At 37.4% G+C, this 18,060-nt stretch carries 14 protein-coding genes; 6 read left to right on the forward strand and 8 right to left on the reverse strand.

From position 1 onward, the window contains the following. Nucleotides 1-75 precede the first annotated feature (75 nt). Entirely contained in the window at nt 76-726 is a 651-nt protein-coding gene (gene upp, locus EO244_RS08275; RefSeq protein WP_129254197.1) for a uracil phosphoribosyltransferase, read from the forward strand. Between the two features lie 79 nt (nt 727-805). Here upp and EO244_RS08280 read toward each other — a convergent pair whose 3' ends face one another. After that, nucleotides 806-2,464, reverse strand: coding sequence for a S41 family peptidase (locus EO244_RS08280; RefSeq protein ID WP_129254198.1), 1,659 nt, complete (start codon nt 2,462-2,464; stop codon nt 806-808). A gap of 625 nt (nt 2,465-3,089) precedes the next feature. On the opposite strand from EO244_RS08280, the gene lpxK reads away from it, so the two are divergent. The 3 genes from lpxK (at nt 3,090) to EO244_RS08295 (ending at nt 5,790) form a co-directional block, all read left to right on the forward strand. Continuing rightward, nucleotides 3,090-4,178, forward strand: coding sequence for a tetraacyldisaccharide 4'-kinase (gene lpxK / locus EO244_RS08285; RefSeq protein WP_129254199.1), 1,089 nt, complete (start codon nt 3,090-3,092; stop codon nt 4,176-4,178). Nucleotides 4,179-4,389: 211 nt separating this feature from the next. Next, nucleotides 4,390-5,208 (forward strand): 2,3,4,5-tetrahydropyridine-2,6-dicarboxylate N-succinyltransferase, encoded by an 819-nt coding sequence (locus EO244_RS08290; protein ID WP_129254200.1) that lies wholly within the window; start codon nt 4,390-4,392, stop codon nt 5,206-5,208. A gap of 18 nt (nt 5,209-5,226) precedes the next feature. Beyond that, nucleotides 5,227-5,790: an L-threonylcarbamoyladenylate synthase gene (locus EO244_RS08295; protein WP_129254201.1), complete on the forward strand. Its 564-nt coding sequence runs from the start codon at nt 5,227-5,229 to the stop codon at nt 5,788-5,790. Between the two features lie 87 nt (nt 5,791-5,877). Here the strand turns inward: EO244_RS08295 and EO244_RS08300 are convergent, their stop codons facing one another. The 6 genes from EO244_RS08300 to EO244_RS08325 all read right to left on the reverse strand — a co-directional run bounded on the left by EO244_RS08300 (nt 5,878) and on the right by EO244_RS08325 (nt 15,191). Beyond that, on the reverse strand, nt 5,878-6,750 hold the full coding sequence (locus tag EO244_RS08300; RefSeq protein ID WP_129254202.1) for a diacylglycerol/lipid kinase family protein: 873 nt from the start codon (nt 6,748-6,750) through the stop codon (nt 5,878-5,880). 175 nt (nt 6,751-6,925) lie between these two features. Beyond that, nucleotides 6,926-7,651, reverse strand: a complete 726-nt coding sequence (locus EO244_RS08305; RefSeq protein ID WP_129254203.1) for a toxin-antitoxin system YwqK family antitoxin — start codon at nt 7,649-7,651, stop codon at nt 6,926-6,928. Nucleotides 7,652-7,786: 135 nt separating this feature from the next. Beyond that, nucleotides 7,787-8,707, reverse strand: a complete 921-nt coding sequence (locus EO244_RS08310) for a DUF58 domain-containing protein (RefSeq protein ID WP_129254204.1) — start codon at nt 8,705-8,707, stop codon at nt 7,787-7,789. A 126-nt stretch (nt 8,708-8,833) separates the two neighbouring features. Then, complete coding sequence (gene trxA, locus EO244_RS08315) at nt 8,834-9,151, reverse strand: thioredoxin (RefSeq protein ID WP_129254205.1); 318 nt, start codon at nt 9,149-9,151, stop codon at nt 8,834-8,836. 92 nt (nt 9,152-9,243) lie between these two features. Further along, nucleotides 9,244-12,834: a DNA polymerase III subunit alpha gene (locus EO244_RS08320; RefSeq protein WP_129254206.1), complete on the reverse strand. Its 3,591-nt coding sequence runs from the start codon at nt 12,832-12,834 to the stop codon at nt 9,244-9,246. Nucleotides 12,835-13,001: 167 nt separating this feature from the next. Beyond that, nucleotides 13,002-15,191 (reverse strand): DUF748 domain-containing protein, encoded by a 2,190-nt coding sequence (locus EO244_RS08325; RefSeq protein ID WP_164977445.1) that lies wholly within the window; start codon nt 15,189-15,191, stop codon nt 13,002-13,004. 326 nt (nt 15,192-15,517) lie between these two features. On the opposite strand from EO244_RS08325, the gene EO244_RS08330 reads away from it, so the two are divergent. Further along, nucleotides 15,518-15,952, forward strand: a complete 435-nt coding sequence (locus EO244_RS08330) for a hypothetical protein (protein WP_129254208.1) — start codon at nt 15,518-15,520, stop codon at nt 15,950-15,952. Nucleotides 15,953-16,156: 204 nt separating this feature from the next. Here EO244_RS08330 and EO244_RS08335 read toward each other — a convergent pair whose 3' ends face one another. Further along, nucleotides 16,157-16,918 (reverse strand): exodeoxyribonuclease III, encoded by a 762-nt coding sequence (locus tag EO244_RS08335; protein WP_129254209.1) that lies wholly within the window; start codon nt 16,916-16,918, stop codon nt 16,157-16,159. Between the two features lie 273 nt (nt 16,919-17,191). Here EO244_RS08335 and EO244_RS08340 point away from each other — a divergent pair, with 273 nt between their 5' ends. Beyond that, on the forward strand, nt 17,192-17,983 hold the full coding sequence (locus EO244_RS08340; protein ID WP_129254210.1) for a class I SAM-dependent methyltransferase: 792 nt from the start codon (nt 17,192-17,194) through the stop codon (nt 17,981-17,983). Nucleotides 17,984-18,060: the final 77 nt, after the last annotated feature.

The following is an 18,060-nucleotide window of genomic DNA, read 5'->3' on the forward strand; positions in this document are numbered from 1 at the left end:
ACAGTTGAAAAACATAGGGAATATTTCTTCAGATATACCTACATTTGCGCTCAGCTAATTTTTAAATACGACATCATGGTGCATACTCTTGGGGATAACAATTCCCTTTTCAACCAATTTATAGCTGAAATTCGCGACGTAAATATTCAAAACGATCCTTTACGATTCAGAAGAAACCTAGAAAGAGTAGGTGAAATCTTTGCTTATGAAATCAGCAAAACTTTTAATTACTCTGAAAAAGACGTTCAAACGCCACTTGGAACTGCAAAAATGAATCTTGCTGAAGATGAAATTGTAGTTGCTTCTATCCTAAGAGCGGGGTTACCATTACACAATGGTTTATTAAACTACTTCGATCGTTCAGAAAATGCCTTTATTTCTGCTTACAGAAAGTACAATGAAAAAGGAGAATTCGAAATTAAATTCGAATACATCTCATCTCCATCTATCGATGGCAAAGTCGTTATCCTCGCTGATCCAATGTTAGCAACCGGATCGTCAATGGAGTTAGCTTACAAAGCTTTATTTACAAAGGGAACCCCTAAACATGTACACATTGTATCGGTTATTGCAAGTGCTGAAGGTGTTGAATTTGTAAAAGAGAAACTTGCAGATGAGAATATTACATTATGGATGGGCGCAATTGATTCGGAGTTAAACTCAAAATCTTATATTGTCCCTGGCTGTGGTGATGCTGGTGATTTAGCATTTGGTGCAAAATTATAAAAAGCTTATCCCGTCATAGACAAAAAAAGACCTGCGAATTGCAGGTCTTTTTTTGTATCTAATACAAGCTTTTTCAGGCTTACTTCTTTAAAATCTCTTTATATTTCTTTTGATCTTTAAGCGTGTTCATCGCTTCTTTTAGAACCTTATCATCACGAAGAGCATACAAGATACCTCCTATTTGATATTGGTATCGCTTAACAATCTCATGAGCTAATAGCGTTTTAATCTCCTCTTCGAACATCTTAAGGTCGCGATCGAGATTCGGAGTCAATTTCGCGGTTATTTGGTCAAACTCTTCTTTAGCAATATTGAAATATTTTTCTTCTTTAGCCGCCTTTTTAAGGGCTTCTAAAATTTCCGTACTTTCTGATTCATATTCGAATTTTTCAGCTTTTAAAAACTGTTTAAAATCCTCATAATCCTCATCTGAAAGTTCAAACAATGTCGCATCAGCAATTTCAGAATGCTTATTGGCATAAAGGGTTGCATAATCGAAAATCTTAAACTCACGAATCAAACCTACTGACAAACTGCTGTATAAATCAAGATCAACTTTCACATCCGGAAGAATCCCTCCACCATCACGAACAATACGCCCATTTTTGGTTTTAAACTCAGTAATCAACGAATCTGGGACATTTCCTACACTGCCATCTTTATTGCGGTGGCTATAATCCAAGGCCTGAATACACCTTCCGCTAGGAATATAATACTTAGCCGTTGTAACCTTCAATTTAGAGTTATAACTCAAGTTACGGGTAGTCTGAACCAAACCTTTTCCAAAGGTGCGTTGTCCCACAACAATACCCCGATCTAAATCCTGAATAGCTCCTGAAACAATTTCAGATGCCGAAGCCGAACCTCTACTCACGAGCACAGCAATTGGAATCTGAGTATCCACAGGAACTTTCTCGGCTTTATAGTCTTTATCCCATTGGCTCACTTTTCCTTTTGTGCTGACGATACTTTCTCCTTTTGCAACAAAAAGATTGACAATATCAACCGCTTGATCCAATAAGCCACCTGGATTACCTCTCAAATCAAGAATAACAGATTTTGCATGCTGCTCCTCTAATTCGCGTAACGCATTTCTAACTTCCCCGGCAGCTTTATTCGTGAACTGATTCAAATTGATATACCCAATTGAATCCTTAAGCATACCATGATAAGGAACCGATTTCAACTGAATTTCAGCACGTACGACTTCTTTTTCTATCAACTTATCTACACCCGGACGACGAATTTTAATAGTCAGTGGCATATTAGCTTGACCTTTCAAAAGATTGCTGACGTCATTTGTTTCTTTCTTATCAATTTTAATTCCATTAATCTCGACAAAGACATCACCCGCTTTTAAACCCGCTTTATCGGCAGGAAGATCTTTGTAAGGCTCCGCAACAATAATATCATCCCCATGCTTACTGATTAATGAACCAATTCCCGCATACTCACCCGTTGTCATCAGCTTAAAATCTTCCATTTCAGACTCCGGAATATAGGTTGTATATGGATCAAGAGAAGCCAGCATGGCATCCATACTCTTTTTAATCAGATCACCAGCATCGATTTCATCAACATAAAACATATTCAACTCTCTGAAAAGAGTATGGTAAATGTTTAAATTTTTACTGATTTCGAAATTCTTTTCGTCCCTGTTGAATCCATAAAATGCCCCACTACAAAAGAGTATGGCAGCCAACAATATCAGGATTCCTTTCTTCTTAAATACCTTCATATTTCGAGATTTGAATTTGTAGATTTTTAAAATTGAATTCGGATGTTTAAATACCTGAATACCTGACAAAAATAATTTAATAGAATATTCGCCAAACACCTAATTCCACAGCATCTGAGTAGCTATAAGTCAAAGATAGAAAATATGATTAAAGCTTGAGGTTTTTATTAACATTTATTAATGATGAGTCTGAAGATGAGTTAAAAAGAGAAATCATTTCTAAAAAAATGAAAGATTTAAACCTAAGTCGCTCATCACCCGATATTTAATTTTTATCAAATAAGTTTTAGTGATGAAATTTTTATTCACTTACGAATTCATACCTGAAAGTCTTATTCTTAAAGGGCTGAAATAAAAATCACGCCAATAAAAAACTCTAAATACCCAATTTTCAGTCAATTATATTTTGAAACCTCGAATAAATTATCTAACTTTTCTCTTGAATTGGATCATAATCTAATTCTTGGGTTAGTATTTATTAACTCCTTACTTGTTCGGTAGTTAATAACGGTTAGTGGTTACAAAGCGATGAAGTTTCTTCATCGCTTTGGTACTTTATAACAGTCAGGACCATTTTTCACAAGAAATGACTAATTTTAGGGCAAATTCATTCTGATAATTAATCATGCGCAGCCTTCTGTCTTATCTCAAATACAGCCTTTTCCCCTTCACCCTACTCTATGCAGCTATTCTTTCTGCCCGAAATTTATTGTTCGACTGGGGCTATTTAAAGTCAAAATCTTTTGATTTGCCCATCATCTCAGTGGGAAATATCTCAGTGGGAGGAACAGGTAAAACACCACACACTGAATACCTCATTAAGCTTTTGCAAGATCAATATCGCTTAGCTTGTTTAAGCCGGGGTTATAAACGTCTGTCGAAAGGCTTTATTTTAGCAGATCACAATTCAAATTCAAACGACTTGGGTGATGAACCCATGCAAATGAATCGAAAGTTTCCAAAACTGAATGTTGCCGTTGATGCCGATAGAGTTAATGGGGTCAAAGAACTCCTCTCAGCCAAAAGAAATCTGAATCTGGATTGTATTCTTCTTGATGATGCCTACCAACACAGGTATATTAAACCCGGATTATCTATTCTTCTGATCGATTATAATCGCCCCATTACAACTGATTTTGTAATGCCCATGGGACGTCTTAGAGAAAGAGCTGCAGGAAAAAAAAGGGCCAATATCATTATCGTGAGCAAATGTCCAACGCATTTAAGCACTTCTGAGGCCGCAAAATTCGAAAAAGATATTCATCCTCTTCCCCATCAGAAATTATACTTCACATGTCTCGATTATGGACCTGTACAGTCTGTTTTTCATCCAAATACCAAAATAAAAAGTCTAAATGATCAGAAAAAAGAATCATTGGGTATTCTATTGGTAACGGGTATTGCAAATCCATCTCCCCTGAGGAAATATTTAAAGGCGTTTTGTAATGAATTGGAAGAAATTCAATTTCCGGATCATTACAGTTTCAAACCTAAGGATCTTGAACACATCGAGAAGGCTTTTAATAAACTTTCAGCAAAAAATAAGATCATTCTTACCACAGAAAAAGATGCCGTTCGATTTATAGACATGTCAATAGAATCGAATATCCTGAAAGAAAATATGGCTTATATTCCTCTGCAAATCAAATTTCTGAATCAGACGGATACGCTTTTCAATCAGCAAATTCTGGATTTTGTAGAAAGCTACAATTAAAATTTGCTTTTCAACAACTATCTGTTTAAAAAGGAAGTTCGTCTAAAATACAAGCCCTCTGGCTTTGAAATATTTAATAAATCAAAACTCTTTCTTAGCTTTGTCACAATTAATCAAAATTTAGACAAGATTCTTCAACTATAGCGTAATACAAAACCAAGCATTACTCCGGTGAATAGTCATTGTGTTGAAGAACTAAAAACAAGTAAACATGTACGAAAATTTAAAGCAAAGCATCGAAGCAGCTTGGGAAGACAGAAGTCTTTTGAAGACTCCTGAAGTTCAGGAAAATATCAACACCGTTATTGAATTGCTTGATAAGGGCACACTAAGAACAGCCGAGCCTGTAGAGACTGGCTGGCAAGTAAACGAGTGGGTTAAAAAAGCTGTCATCCTTTATTTTCCGATTCGTAAAATGGAAACCATTGAAGTGGGACCTTTTGAATTCCACGATAAAATGGCTCTTAAAACCAATTATGCTGAGCTTGGAGTTCGTGTTGTTCCTCATGCTGTATCGCGTTATGGCGCATTCTTAGCCCGCGATGTAGTTATGATGCCTTCGTATGTGAATATTGGTGCTTACGTTGATGAAGGCACCATGGTTGATACCTGGGCAACTGTTGGCTCATGCGCACAGATTGGCAAACACGTACACTTGAGTGGTGGCGTTGGAATTGGTGGCGTTTTGGAGCCAATTCAGGCCGCTCCGGTGATTATCGAAGATAACTGTTTCATTGGATCACGTTGTATAGTAGTTGAAGGTGTACATCTTGAAAAAGAAGTGGTTCTGGGAGCGAATGTTGTTCTTACAAAATCGACTAAAATTATTGATGTAACAGGAGATGAACCCATAGAATATGATGGTTTTGTGCCTGCTCGTTCTGTTGTGATTCCTGGTACCAGAACCAAGAAATTCCCTGCTGGTGAATATCAGGTGCCTTGTGCCTTAATCATTGGAAAACGAAAAGCTTCAACCGATCTTAAAACATCATTGAACGACGCTCTTCGTGAATACGACGTGGCGATATAATTATTATCTGACAGAAATATGCATAACGATATAAAACAAGCTTTAGAAGTCCTTAAAAAGGGAGGTGTAATCCTTTACCCAACCGATACAATTTGGGGTATTGGCTGTGATGCAACCAATGAAGAAGCAGTAAAAAGAGTTTACGAAATAAAGCAACGCGAGGATTCAAAATCGATGTTGGTTTTAATGGAAAACCCAAACCGCATAAGCTCATATGTTGATGAGGTTCCTGAAATTGCTTTGGATTTAATTGAAGTTACAAATAAGCCAACAACAATTATCTATTCCGGAGCCAAGAATCTTGCTAAGAATCTTATAAACTCAGATGGAAGCATTGGCATCCGAATTACGGAAGAAGCCTTTACTCAAGAGTTAATTCAACGCTTTCGTAAGCCAATTGTATCTACTTCGGCAAACATTAGTGGTGAGGCTCCTGCACAAAATTTTGCCGAAATCAATCCGGATATTATCAATGCAGTAGATTATGTGGTTGAATACCGTCAAAATGAAACGACTAAAGCACAGGCTTCTAGTATTATCAAAATTGGAACCGATTGGGGGATTCAGATTATACGGGAATAAGTTATATCCGAAAGCCTTAAAAATACAACAAGCCCTTAACTTTCAAAAGTTAAGGGCTTGTTATTTGATGTAGATATATCAAAAACCTTAATTCATTTTAACGACCTTAATTCTTCGTTTTAAAAGAGAAATATTCAAATCTTTAGTCATTGCCATAGGTTCTCCATCGAGGTGATAGGTTTTTGAATTCGATTTAATAGTGAGTTCACTTGCTCTTAAATAGGTCATGTATTTTGAATTTTTAAGCTTACCTGTAAACATCTTGTAAACCAAAATCGGAGATAAAATCAATGGGTATTTCTTCATTAATACCACCTCTAATAAACCATCATCGTATTTTGCCTCGGGTGCAATAATGGCATTATTCCCAAACTGCCGTGTATTAGCCAAATAAATCCCCCAGAAATTTCCGGTAAGCTTAATCTGACCTAAAAAAAGTTCAACCTCAATCGGTTTATACGAAAAAAGACCTTTCAGAGTACAGTAGATATATTTCTTAAGACCACGAAATTTACTCCCGTCAAAAAGGGATGCAACATGACTATCGAAACCCAAGCCGGCTACATTTATGGAATAATCATTATTCACTTTTGCAATATCAACCTCACGAATTTCCCCCTTCAGCATGTTGCAAATAAGATGTTCCACATTATTTGTGAAACCCAATTCCCGGGCAAATCCATTCCCCGATCCATTAGGTAAAACAGCTAAAACAAGCTCTTCGTGGGCAACTAAATGTTTTAATGTACAATTCACGCTGCCATCTCCGCCACAAATAACAACGACCTTGTAATTCTTAATCTTATCGATAAAAAGATCGTTAAACTCCTGAAGACTTTGTGTTAAAACATAATCGATATCATGTCCGCTATTTTTTATTTGCTTGATGATAGTATCAGGCTTTTGCTTGCCGGAATTTGGATTGATAATAAAAAGGATATCGCGGGCTTCGATTTGCATAGAACTGTTTTTAATTCAAAATATGAAAACTCACACTCTCCTTGATAAACACGGAGAATGCTTGCTTATTGACAATCAGTGCCAAAAATAAAAGATTTTTGAATAAGTCAGCCTCAATGGCCGATAAGAAATTTTAACTGGAAAATAAGAGGCTCTTAAAGGTTAGAACGGCGACCTACCTATTTTTAACACGCACTTCTTTTTGAACCACATAAATATTGTAATCAGAAGTTCTATACTTTGCAACAACATTCACCAAGGTGTCAAGAACTTGACCATTATTAAAAAGAAAATCAGCTCGCCCTGATCCTTTTTCAGCAGATATGGCTTTTGCTCCAATAGGGATATATTTATTCTCAACCAAAGGGGTAATATAAAACTCCACATTCCTTGAATAATTATTCAGAAACATCTTTAAAGTAACTCTGTCCGATTGAACAAATTGTTGAGATTCTATAGAAGGAAATATCTGTCGTAAACTCCCATTACGCTTATATTCTTTTAAACCAATTCCAGGTTCTCCTCGTCTGTAAGGTGTTTCAGCCCAAAGTTTTCCATTGGGATAGAACTTTCTCTGAACGCCATCTTTTTTATCATTCACATAGGGTGTTAAGGAATAAACCTGTCCATTTTTATGATATTTTTTTGCCATTCCATTTAACTCATCCCCCACATAAATAACCTCATCACTCAATTCTCCGGTATCATAATAAACACGGGCAACACCTTCCCTTATTCCATTTTTGTAAAAGGTCTCGGAGCTTAATTTCTCACCATTATACTTTTTCACCCAGCCTTCCAACACTTCTCCATCGTCATTTTTAACAAGGTTTTTTTGTGTCTTTGAAGAGTCACAAGCAAATAATAAGAAAATAGAGAGAATATAAAGAAATGGTTTCATTGGTTTCAAAGTCGGTTATGTCATAAAAATAAATAAAGCTAATGAATAATAAAATTAGAATTCAAATAATGGATTATCAATAAAGAATATGAACTTCATTTCATTCGACTAGAACTAAGCATTTGAGAGCCAATTTCAACCGATCCGTTTACGCTTTATTAAATAGGCTTGTAAAACATCTTTAAAGGGTTGGTGGATACCCGCCTCAACAAAATCGATAGCAAATTGACTACACAACAATTTCATTTCATTATAAAAAGCAGTCTGCTTCTGAATAAAAGCATCACGTACTTCAGAAGGATTCAACTTGATGCTCTCACCTGTTTCCATATCGATAAACTTTGATGGGCGATTGGCAAAATTGAACTTATTTTCCAAATCATGATCGGTAACAGCAAACAAAACCACCTCATGTTTATTATAACGCAAATGCTGAAGAGCTTCTAATATTTCCTGAGGACTGTCATCCCCTATCAAATCAGAAAAAATAACGATTAACGAACGCTTATGAATGGCTTCGGCTAAAAGATGAATGTTTTTGGAGAACCTCGTCTTCCGATTTAAACCAAGCTCCTCTTTATTGTAAATTTTTAATAATTCCGCGTAAAGTCGCTGCGCATGTGCAAGGGATAATTTTGCCGGAGTTAGCAATTCAACCTCATCCGAAAAAGTAGATAAACCAACCGCATCGCGTTGGTTCCGCAAAAGATGAATCAAAGCGGCAGAACAAAGCACTGAGAAGGCCATTTTAGAGACTTTCTTGTCCTGATAAGGGAAAAGCATAGATGATGAGTTATCAATCACCAAATGTGCTCTTAGGTTGGTCTCCTCTTCGAATTGTTTCACAAAAAGTTTATCACTTCGGGCATAGAGTTTCCAATCGACATGCTTGGTCGATTCACCTTTATTATACTGACGATGCTCAGCAAACTCCACCGAGAAACCATGATAAGGACTTCGATGCAAGCCAAGAAGAAAGCCTTCAACAATTTGTTTAGCCATTAGCTCCAGATTATCAAATGCTTCAAACTCTATTAAATCAGATAATTGCTTCATGATTGTACTTGCCTACTAGTAATAAATTCAATAATTCCTTAACAGATTGATAATTCAAATTTGACAAAAAAAAGGCATAGAAAAGAATTCTATGCCTTAAATATGATTACGATGTTTTACTATGGCTTATAGTAAAGCATTCATTTTTTCAGCTATAGCTGTTTTTGGTACAGCACCCACTTGCTTGTCAACAACCTCACCATTTTTTAAGAAAATAATGGTAGGAATGTTACGAATTCCAAACTTAGCAGCAGTTGCAGGACATGAGTCAACATCAACTTTAGTTACTACAAATTTGCCATCGTAATCTTGAGCTAATTCATCTACGATTGGTCCAACCATTCTACATGGTCCACACCATTCAGCCCAAAAGTCAACCAATACAGGCTTATCAGATTTTAAAACAATCTCTTCGAAATTAGTATCATCTACTTTAATAGTCATGGTTTTTTTATTTTTTGGTTTATATCAGCCAGATACATCATACAAAACTGTCATATCTAGCTATCTAGAATGTTAATTTTTAAAGACGCAATTTAGTTAATTTTGAAATCAATTTCAGAATTATTTTTAAAATATTCTATCAATTCCGGAGAAAGTTTTACTTTACATGTCCTCGAAAACATTTTTAATTTCATTTTCCCCTCATCTACAATTACAAAATCAACAATTAAGTTTCCTTTATTATCTTCATGGGTTAAACAATTCTCCATCTCATTTACAATTTCCTGAGTTAAACTCATAAGAGGTATTGTAAGTGTAATTCGTTTTACTCTCTGCTCTAGAACATCAGATAACAGGCCAATTGACTTGATTTTATATTCCAATTCAGTTGAATCCTTCGGCCAGGTACGTTGTTGAACACGTCCGCTTATAAACACGGATAATCCTTCAACAAAATAATTGTTGAATTCAAGAAAATCCTTACCAAAGAAAGGCAACTCATACGAATCTGTGAAATCCTCGATGTTAACAATTGCAAAAGGATTACCCGTACGGGTAATACCACGGCGAATAGCCGTAACCATCCCAGCAATACTAATATCTTTATCCTTAAACTGAAGCATATCGGTTGAAAGCTCAGCCAATGATGCATTGCAAAATGAATCGATTTCCAAACGATAATCGTCAAGCGGATGAGCAGAAAGGTAAATCCCAATCAGCGCCTTTTCCTTGTTCAATCGCTCAAGTTTATTCCACTCGCCTGAACTCGGCACCTTAGGCGGTGTTACCACATAGTCCTCAACCCCTCCAAAAAGGGTTTGTTGAGCCATGGCCTTTTCAGATTGTAGCTTATTACCATATTTGGATAAAAGCTCTATAAAAGGCGTATCAAATTCATCACAGGCAAAATACTGACTGCGATTCAAATTAAAACTGTCAAAACCTCCGGACATAGCCAGATTCTCAAGTGTTCGTTTATTGACCGTTCTTAAATTAACACGTTCAACAAAATCGAATATATCCTTAAAGTCCCCCTTCTCTCTTTCTCTGATAATATCTTCAACGGCAGCCTCTCCAACCCCTTTTACCGCGGCCATACCAAAACGAACAGCACCTTCCTTGTTCACCGTAAAACGGAGATACGATTCATTAACATCAGGTCCTAATACAGGCAAACGCATACGCTTACACTCATCCATAAAAATGGTTACCTTTTCGATATCAGATAGGTTACGACTCAGAACTGCCGCCATAAATTCAGCAGGATAATGCGCTTTCAGATAACCTGTTTGATAGGCAATGTAGGCATAACAAACCGAGTGCGATTTATTAAATGCATATTGAGCAAAAGCTTCCCAGTCCGACCATATTTTATCAATCAGATCCTCAGCCTTTTCAATTTTTCGGATAACTTCCTTATCATCCTCAAGCTTCACCTTAAAGGTTTTACCTTTACCTTTCACTTCCTTCTCAAAGCCTTCCATAAATTCCTCGTTGGCAAGACACCCCTCGATAAATTGAACTTTCAGCTTATCCATTTCGGCTTTCTTCTTCTTACCCATCGCCTTACGCAACGAGTCAGACATACCACGTGTGAATCCCCCCAGCGCTCTGGACTGGAGCATCACCTGCTCCTGATAGACCGTAATACCGTAAGTATCCTTCAGATATTTTTCCATGATGGGATGATCATAGATAATCTCCTCGGTACCATGTTTACGATTTACAAAGTTGGGAATGTACTGCATTGGTCCCGGACGATAAAGTGCATTCATCGCCACAAGATCCTCAAAACGGTTCGGTTTAAGAGCCTTCAGGTGTTTCTTCATTCCCGGAGACTCAAACTGGAAAATACCTGTTGTTTCACCATGAGAGAAGAGTTCAAATGTCTTCTCATCATTAATAGGAATATCATCAATGACCACATCAATTCCCTTGGACAACTTGATATTGGCTAAGGTATCCTTAATAATAGACAGAGTTTTCAATCCCAGAAAGTCCATCTTAAGCATGCCGACATCCTCAACAAAACGACCATCGTACTGGGTCACCAGTAAATTGATACCCTTTACCTGCATAATAGGGATATGCTCAGTCAAATCATCACGCCCGATGAGAATACCACAGGCATGCACCCCGGTCTGACGAACCGAGCCTTCCAAACTTTCAGCAAACCCCAGAGTTTGAGCCACAAGCTGATCATCAGAAGTTCGTTCTTTTTCTAGTTCCGGTTCCTCTTTAAAAGCCTTTGCCAAATTGACTTTAGGCCCATCCGGCACCAATTTAGCCAAACGATTCGCTTCAGACAAAGGCAATTTCAGAACACGTGCCACATCCTTTATGGATGATTTGGCTGCCATGGTTCCAAACGTAACAATGTGAGACACTTTTTCGTGCCCGTATTTTTCAGTCACCCAATCCAACACCTGCTGACGACCATCGTCATCAAAGTCGATATCGACATCGGGCATGGAAATACGATCCGGATTCAGAAAACGCTCGAACAGCAAATCGTATTTAATTGGGTCTATATTGGTAATTTTAATGCAATAGGCTACAGCCGATCCCGCTGCAGAACCACGACCTGGCCCCACGATAACGCCCATCTCACGAGCGGCTTTAATAAAGTCCCAGGTGATCAGGAAGTAGCCCGGAAATCCCATCTTTTTAATGGTCTCCAGCTCAAAATCCAAACGCTCAACAATATCATTAGGCAGATCTTCTCCCCAACGTTCGTGAGCCCCCTCATAAGCCAAATGACGTAAAAAAGCATCCGCATTTTCAAAGCCTTCCGGAATAGGGAAATCAGGCATCAATGGTGGAACATTCAACTCGTAATTTTCCACTTTATCGGTAATTTCCTGAGTATTGGCAATGGCTTCAGGAACATCCGCAAAGAGCTCACTCATTTCAGCAGTGGTCTTCAAAAACTCCTGCTTGGTATAACGCATTCGGGTTGGATCATCCAAATCCTTACCCGTATTCAAACAAATCAGAAGATCGTGCGCATCTGCATCTTCTTCATTTAGAAAATGAGAATCGTTGGTTGCAATTACTTTAACATCGTGCTTTTTCGAAAGCTCTAATATCTTCTTATTACACAACTCCTGATTATCGTATATATCTGCATTTTTAACGGGGTCATCCGTCTTGTGACGCATAATTTCCAGATAATAATCTTCACCAAACAAATTCTTATACCAGGTAATGGTCTCATCCAATTCAGCCCATCGTTCATTCATGATATGCTGTGGCACTTCGCCACCCAGGCAAGCTGTTGAAATAATAAGTCCTTCATGATATTTCTCCAAAAGCTCTCTATCGATACGAGGCTTGTAATAGAAACCATCAACATAACCCAATGAAGCCAAGCGCATCAAATTATGATACCCTTGCTTGTTTTTTGCCAGGATGATTAAGTGATAACCAGATCGGTCTTGCCTTTCACTCTTATCGAAACGCGAACGACGTGCCACATAAGCCTCAATTCCCAAAATAGGTTTAATCCCACTGGAGGTTGCTGCAGCATGAAACTCCTTAATCCCAAACATATTTCCGTGATCAGTCAGGGCAACAGCAGGCATGCCATCTTCCTTAACCTTATCGATCATGCGTTTAATTTTTGACGCACCATCGAGAATGGAGTATTGAGAGTGAACGTGTAGATGTGTGAATTTGGTCATCGATATGGTTTAAAAAATTTTGGTTCTCATCTGAATCACTAGATATTCAATCTGTTGGAAATCTCGTTTTTCCCAATGTGATTCTGACAAATTTAATCTTTTCTTTAAACTTTTCTGTTGTTTTATTCCTGGGAAATCAATCGAAAAAATCAATCTCCAGATAGGCGTTATTTCAACGAAACTTCAACTCTGAAATTAGGTGATTTCAATTGCTCCGGCATATTTCTTAAATCAGCAGTTTTCACATCGAAGGACCCAAGATCCAAGCTCAGGCTGTCCTGCATATAAACCTGCGAAACGGTATTCCTTTTTTGCAATAGATCTGAAAAATCTTGATTCAACTGATCCTCACCTACAAGTTTGATACAGCTGGCTGATAAACTAGCCCCTTCTTCCAGATTTGTATTGCTTTTCAGATAAGCAAGAAAATCCGGATTAGCCACAGCCCAGGCTTTTAGCTGATCATCTGAAACAGTCGGATAAGCCATCCCATTCGTATTGCAAAAGCTTTTAACTGATTTTTTAATCGCAAGCAATTCCTTTTCTTGCTGAAGACTGGTTTGCTGAACAAATGAAAATTTCAACTCTTTTTTCTTAGATAAAATGGTGGCAATCTTAGTTAAGTTCTTCTTCTGAACCGCATCCAGACTATCCTGTAAATAATGAAAAGGGATGGTTTTGATACTCTCAGGATCTCCGCCTGCAAAATTCCCCAAAATATTGAAAGGCTGACTGGCTGTTTTAACCAGAAAATTCATCAAGGTTTTCCAAATTATCTTCCCGATTCTAAAATCAGGATCGGATGGATTACCCGATACAGGCAAATCAAAATCAATCAAATCATCTTTATCTTTCAACAAATAAAGCGCCAAACGGACCGGTGCTTTTATGGTGTTTTTGTCCTTGGTTTTCTCACCAAAATCCAACTCCGAAATGCGAATATTATTTTCATTCTTCAACTGTGTACTCGTCATCTCGATACGGATTTTATAATTAAACTCCCCCTGTGTGATGGGGCGAGCAATATAAAACTCGGTATAAGGCGAAAAGCTCATCATCTCAAGATTTTCCACATGACTTTTAAAAGATACGGCCTTTAAATCTTTCAAACTAAAGGTACCTTCTCCGGCTGATCTTCCCGAGCCTTGAAGCTTCATTTCATATTTTAAAGGGATAGAATCGACCTGATCTGACAGTTTCCCCATGGCAATGCTAATATCCGACAGATCGTACACAAAATCACGATTCAAGGTGTTATCTGTAAAACTTAAGCGTCCATTACTCACCGAAATGCTATCCACTTTATAGAATAAATTTGTTATTGTATCAGTCTGAGCATTAATTGTATCTGTCGCCAAAGAATCGACTTGCATCACAGGACTTAAAAACCTTTCAAAATTGCTCGATCCCTTATCCAAGCTGGCATAAATCTCAGGAGAATCGACATGGACCATCCCAATTTCAAAATGCGAAGTTCCCAGATTCAACGAATCCAAGGCAACATCAATACTTTTAGCTGCCAATAATTTCTTCTCATCTCCATCCTTCATATCAAGACGATCAAGGTTCACCTGCCCTGACACAATTAAATCTGTCGGTTTATCCAAACTCCCCTTGAGTTTTATACTCGTATTTAGCTGCCCCGAAATAGATGAGATATTGATATAATCTGTCAAATAAGCCTTGATAGGCTCCAAATCGATAGACTGCATAATCAGATCAATGGCATAAGCATTCTTACTATGATCCACATCAGCATTCACCCGAACCTTACCCTGATTTCCCATAGTAAAATCCACTCCCATTTCCGACTTTTCATTATTCCATGCGATCAATGGGAGTTCCAAATCCATCTGCTTAAACTCGATGGTATTTTTCTTTAAAACATCGGTATACTTAAAAGAGCCATTCTTGAAATGAATATTCTCAATAGCAAACTTTAAGCTTTTTTTCTCATTGGGTTCTTCAACAACTGAATCTTGCTTGGGTATCATACTCTCGAAGTTAAAACCCAAACTATCCTGAATCACCGAAACATCTAAACCATCAAGGTAAATTTCAGAAAATGCATATTCACCGTTGATTAAATGCCAGGGTGAAAAGTTCACTTTCAGTTCATCAAAAGTCACAAAACGATCTCGTTTATCCGCTTCGAAAAGTTCAAATCCTTTTATCTTCAAAGCAACTTTCGCATAATTAAAATGCAATTCTCCAATGCTTAGTTTACGCCCCACAAGCTCTTCAGAATTTTTAACCACCCAATATTTTACAAATGAGGAGAGAAAAAAGAAAAGAATAAATAAAAAAGCACAAACAGCAATAAGAATCTTTTTGCCACTGGATAATTGAAATTTCATCATGGTAGAATTGGAATCGAATAAAAAAGAATGCTCTATATGAACGATTTAAACCTCTTTAGGAAAGGCCCAAACCAATCAATAGATCTAAACGCAAAATTAAGTTTTTATTTACTTCTTTCACCAGAAATTTTGATTGAAAAAAATGATCAGATCATAGATAGCAGTCTTCATTAACTGCCTTTGCGAGTTTAATGCATGCTGGAAATCTATTAGAAAGCCCTAATTGAAATTAAGATCAATAAAACTATAGTTTATAAATAAAAAACATTTAACTAACTTAACAATTGAATATTTCCATTATCAAACAAATACTCATTTCTGCCATGAACAATCTTTTAAAAATTTCATTGTTTATTCTTCTCCTCACTCTAGTAGCCAATAAAGGTTTCTCACAAACCAGCCTTGCCTACTACAACTCTTCAGATTCAAAAATAGGTTTAGCCCATCATTTCACTGAAAAGATATGGGGAGAAGCCAGGCTTTCTCTAACTTTTGAAGACCTCAATACCGAATTCGTTTTATGCTATGATGCTCTTAAATTAAAGGATTACAATTTCTATGTGGGTCTGGGTGCTCAAATCAGAGACGAAAGTGGTCTTATTATTCCCATAGGTGTTCAGGTGGCCCCATTCGAAAATTTTAAGAACTTATCGCTTCATGTGGAATTACTGCCTATTTTCACCGATTATGACAGCATGTTGCAAAGTTCAATTGGTATCCGTTACACTTTTGGAAAAAGCAAATCCACCAAAGAATAATCTCGAGTACTATATAAAATAACAGAAACCGTCAGAACATTGATTCTGACGGCTTATATTATTGCAATTATCATCATGCTCTGACTATAAAAAAGCTATACATGTCAGAGTATGATTAATTATTAAACATCCTTCTTACTGAGAGCCTCACAAAAAAAGTGAGACCCTCAGAAATAATATTGGACGACTACAAATCTGCAAGCTTTAATCAATCTCAACCACCACAGGGCAGTGATCGGAATGCACCACATCAGTCAGAATTGAAGCACCTTTTAGCTTCTCTCGCAGACTTTCGCTCACCATATGATAATCGATGCGCCAACCCAGGTTTTTGCCACGAGAACCGGCTCTATAGCTCCACCACGAATATTTCTCTGCCGACTGGTCAAAAACCCGAAAGCTGTCGATAAAACCGGAAGCGATAAAACCACTCACCCACTCACGCTCTTCGGGAAGGAAACCTGATACACCTTTTTTGTTTTCTGGCTTATTGATATCAATCGGTTTATGACAAATGTTGTAGTCCCCTGCAATAATCAGGTTGGGAATCTCCTCTTTCAATTTCTGAATATAGTCATGAAAGTAGTTTAACCAGCTCATTTTATAGTCCTGACGAACCGTACCTGTCGTTCCCGACGGATGGTAAGTCGACATCACTGAAAAGCCATCGAAGTCAGCACGAATGGCACGTCCCTCAACATCGAATTCAGAATTATCAACACCAATATAAATGTTATTGGGCTTAATTTTTGTCAAAATCCCCACGCCTGAGTAGCCCTTTTTAACAGCCGAGTGCCAATAACAATGGTAGCCCAGCTCTTCGAAAAGGTGAGACTCAATCTGTTCGGGTTGCGCTTTTGTTTCCTGAATGCATAAAATATCTGGATCTTCGGCTTTTAACCAACCTACCAAATCTTTACTAATAGCGGCACGTATGCCATTTAGGTTATAGGATATAATCTTCATAATCGAATGATAATTTTATCAGGGAAAGCCCATTTTGAGCCTCAAACTGAATTTACAAAACCTAAAAGTAAGAAAAATAGATCGAGTTAGAAATACAAATAAGGATTAGAAATTAGGACTTAGATTACAAAGCAGGTTTCGGTTATCAGTTGTCAGTTATCGATGAGCATAGTTGTAGTATTTTACCAGAAAACCACCATTTCACTCTTTTACTCATTCGCGAATTAGCTCATTCATTAATACACAATCAGCAATCTTTACTTTCTTTGTATTATGAAGTCAAATCAATACCAAATGATACTTGATGCCATAGAAAAGACAGGCATCTCCAAAATTGATATCACAAGAAAGCAGACCTCTGCATACGATGAATTTCATGTGCGCGGAAGAGCTGTCAGTGAAGAGTTATTTTCAAAAATTGAACTAAAGCCCAATTCTCAGGTTCTCGATTTGGGTTGTGGTTTAGGCGGAAGCTGTCGCATGTTGGCTGAGAAATATGGCTGCAAAGTGAATGGTGTTGATTATTCAGAGCAGCATATCAAAACGGCCAGGTCACTTTCAAAACTCGTTGGTCTTGAAGATAAAACCGAGTTTGTCCAAGCCGATGCTACTCAACTCCACTACCCTTCAGATCATTTTGATTTGGTCATCACACAACATGTACAAATGTGCATTGAGGATAAAACCAAACTCTATTCCGAAGTCAAACGGGTACTCAAAAAAGGAGGTCGTTTTATCTACTATGATGTGCTTAAAAAAAGTGAAAATAAGCTGACTTTCCCACTTCCCTGGGTGGATGATGAAGCAGATAGTTTCCTTATTTCATCTCACGAATTGAAAAATGAACTTTCTTCACTTGGCTTCAAAAAAATGAACTCAGAAGATCAAAGTCAAAAAGGCTTGGATTTCCTTAGCTCTTTCATTGCAAAAGCTAAAGACAAACCCATGATCCTCACGGGTCAGAAAATACTCATGGGCGATAATGCTCTGAAGAAAATCACAAATCTTTACCAAGCTTTGAAAGATGGAATAATTCGTTTGGAAAGTGGCACTTACAAATTATGATGAGATAATGTGCTAATTTGAGGATGTAATCATAAATATATCTACTTGACTTTGAGATTTTAAATAAAAAAAGTGGT

Origin of the sequence: Ancylomarina salipaludis (assembly GCF_004122035.1) — a bacterium.
GTDB lineage: Bacteria > Bacteroidota > Bacteroidia > Bacteroidales > Marinifilaceae > Ancylomarina > Ancylomarina salipaludis.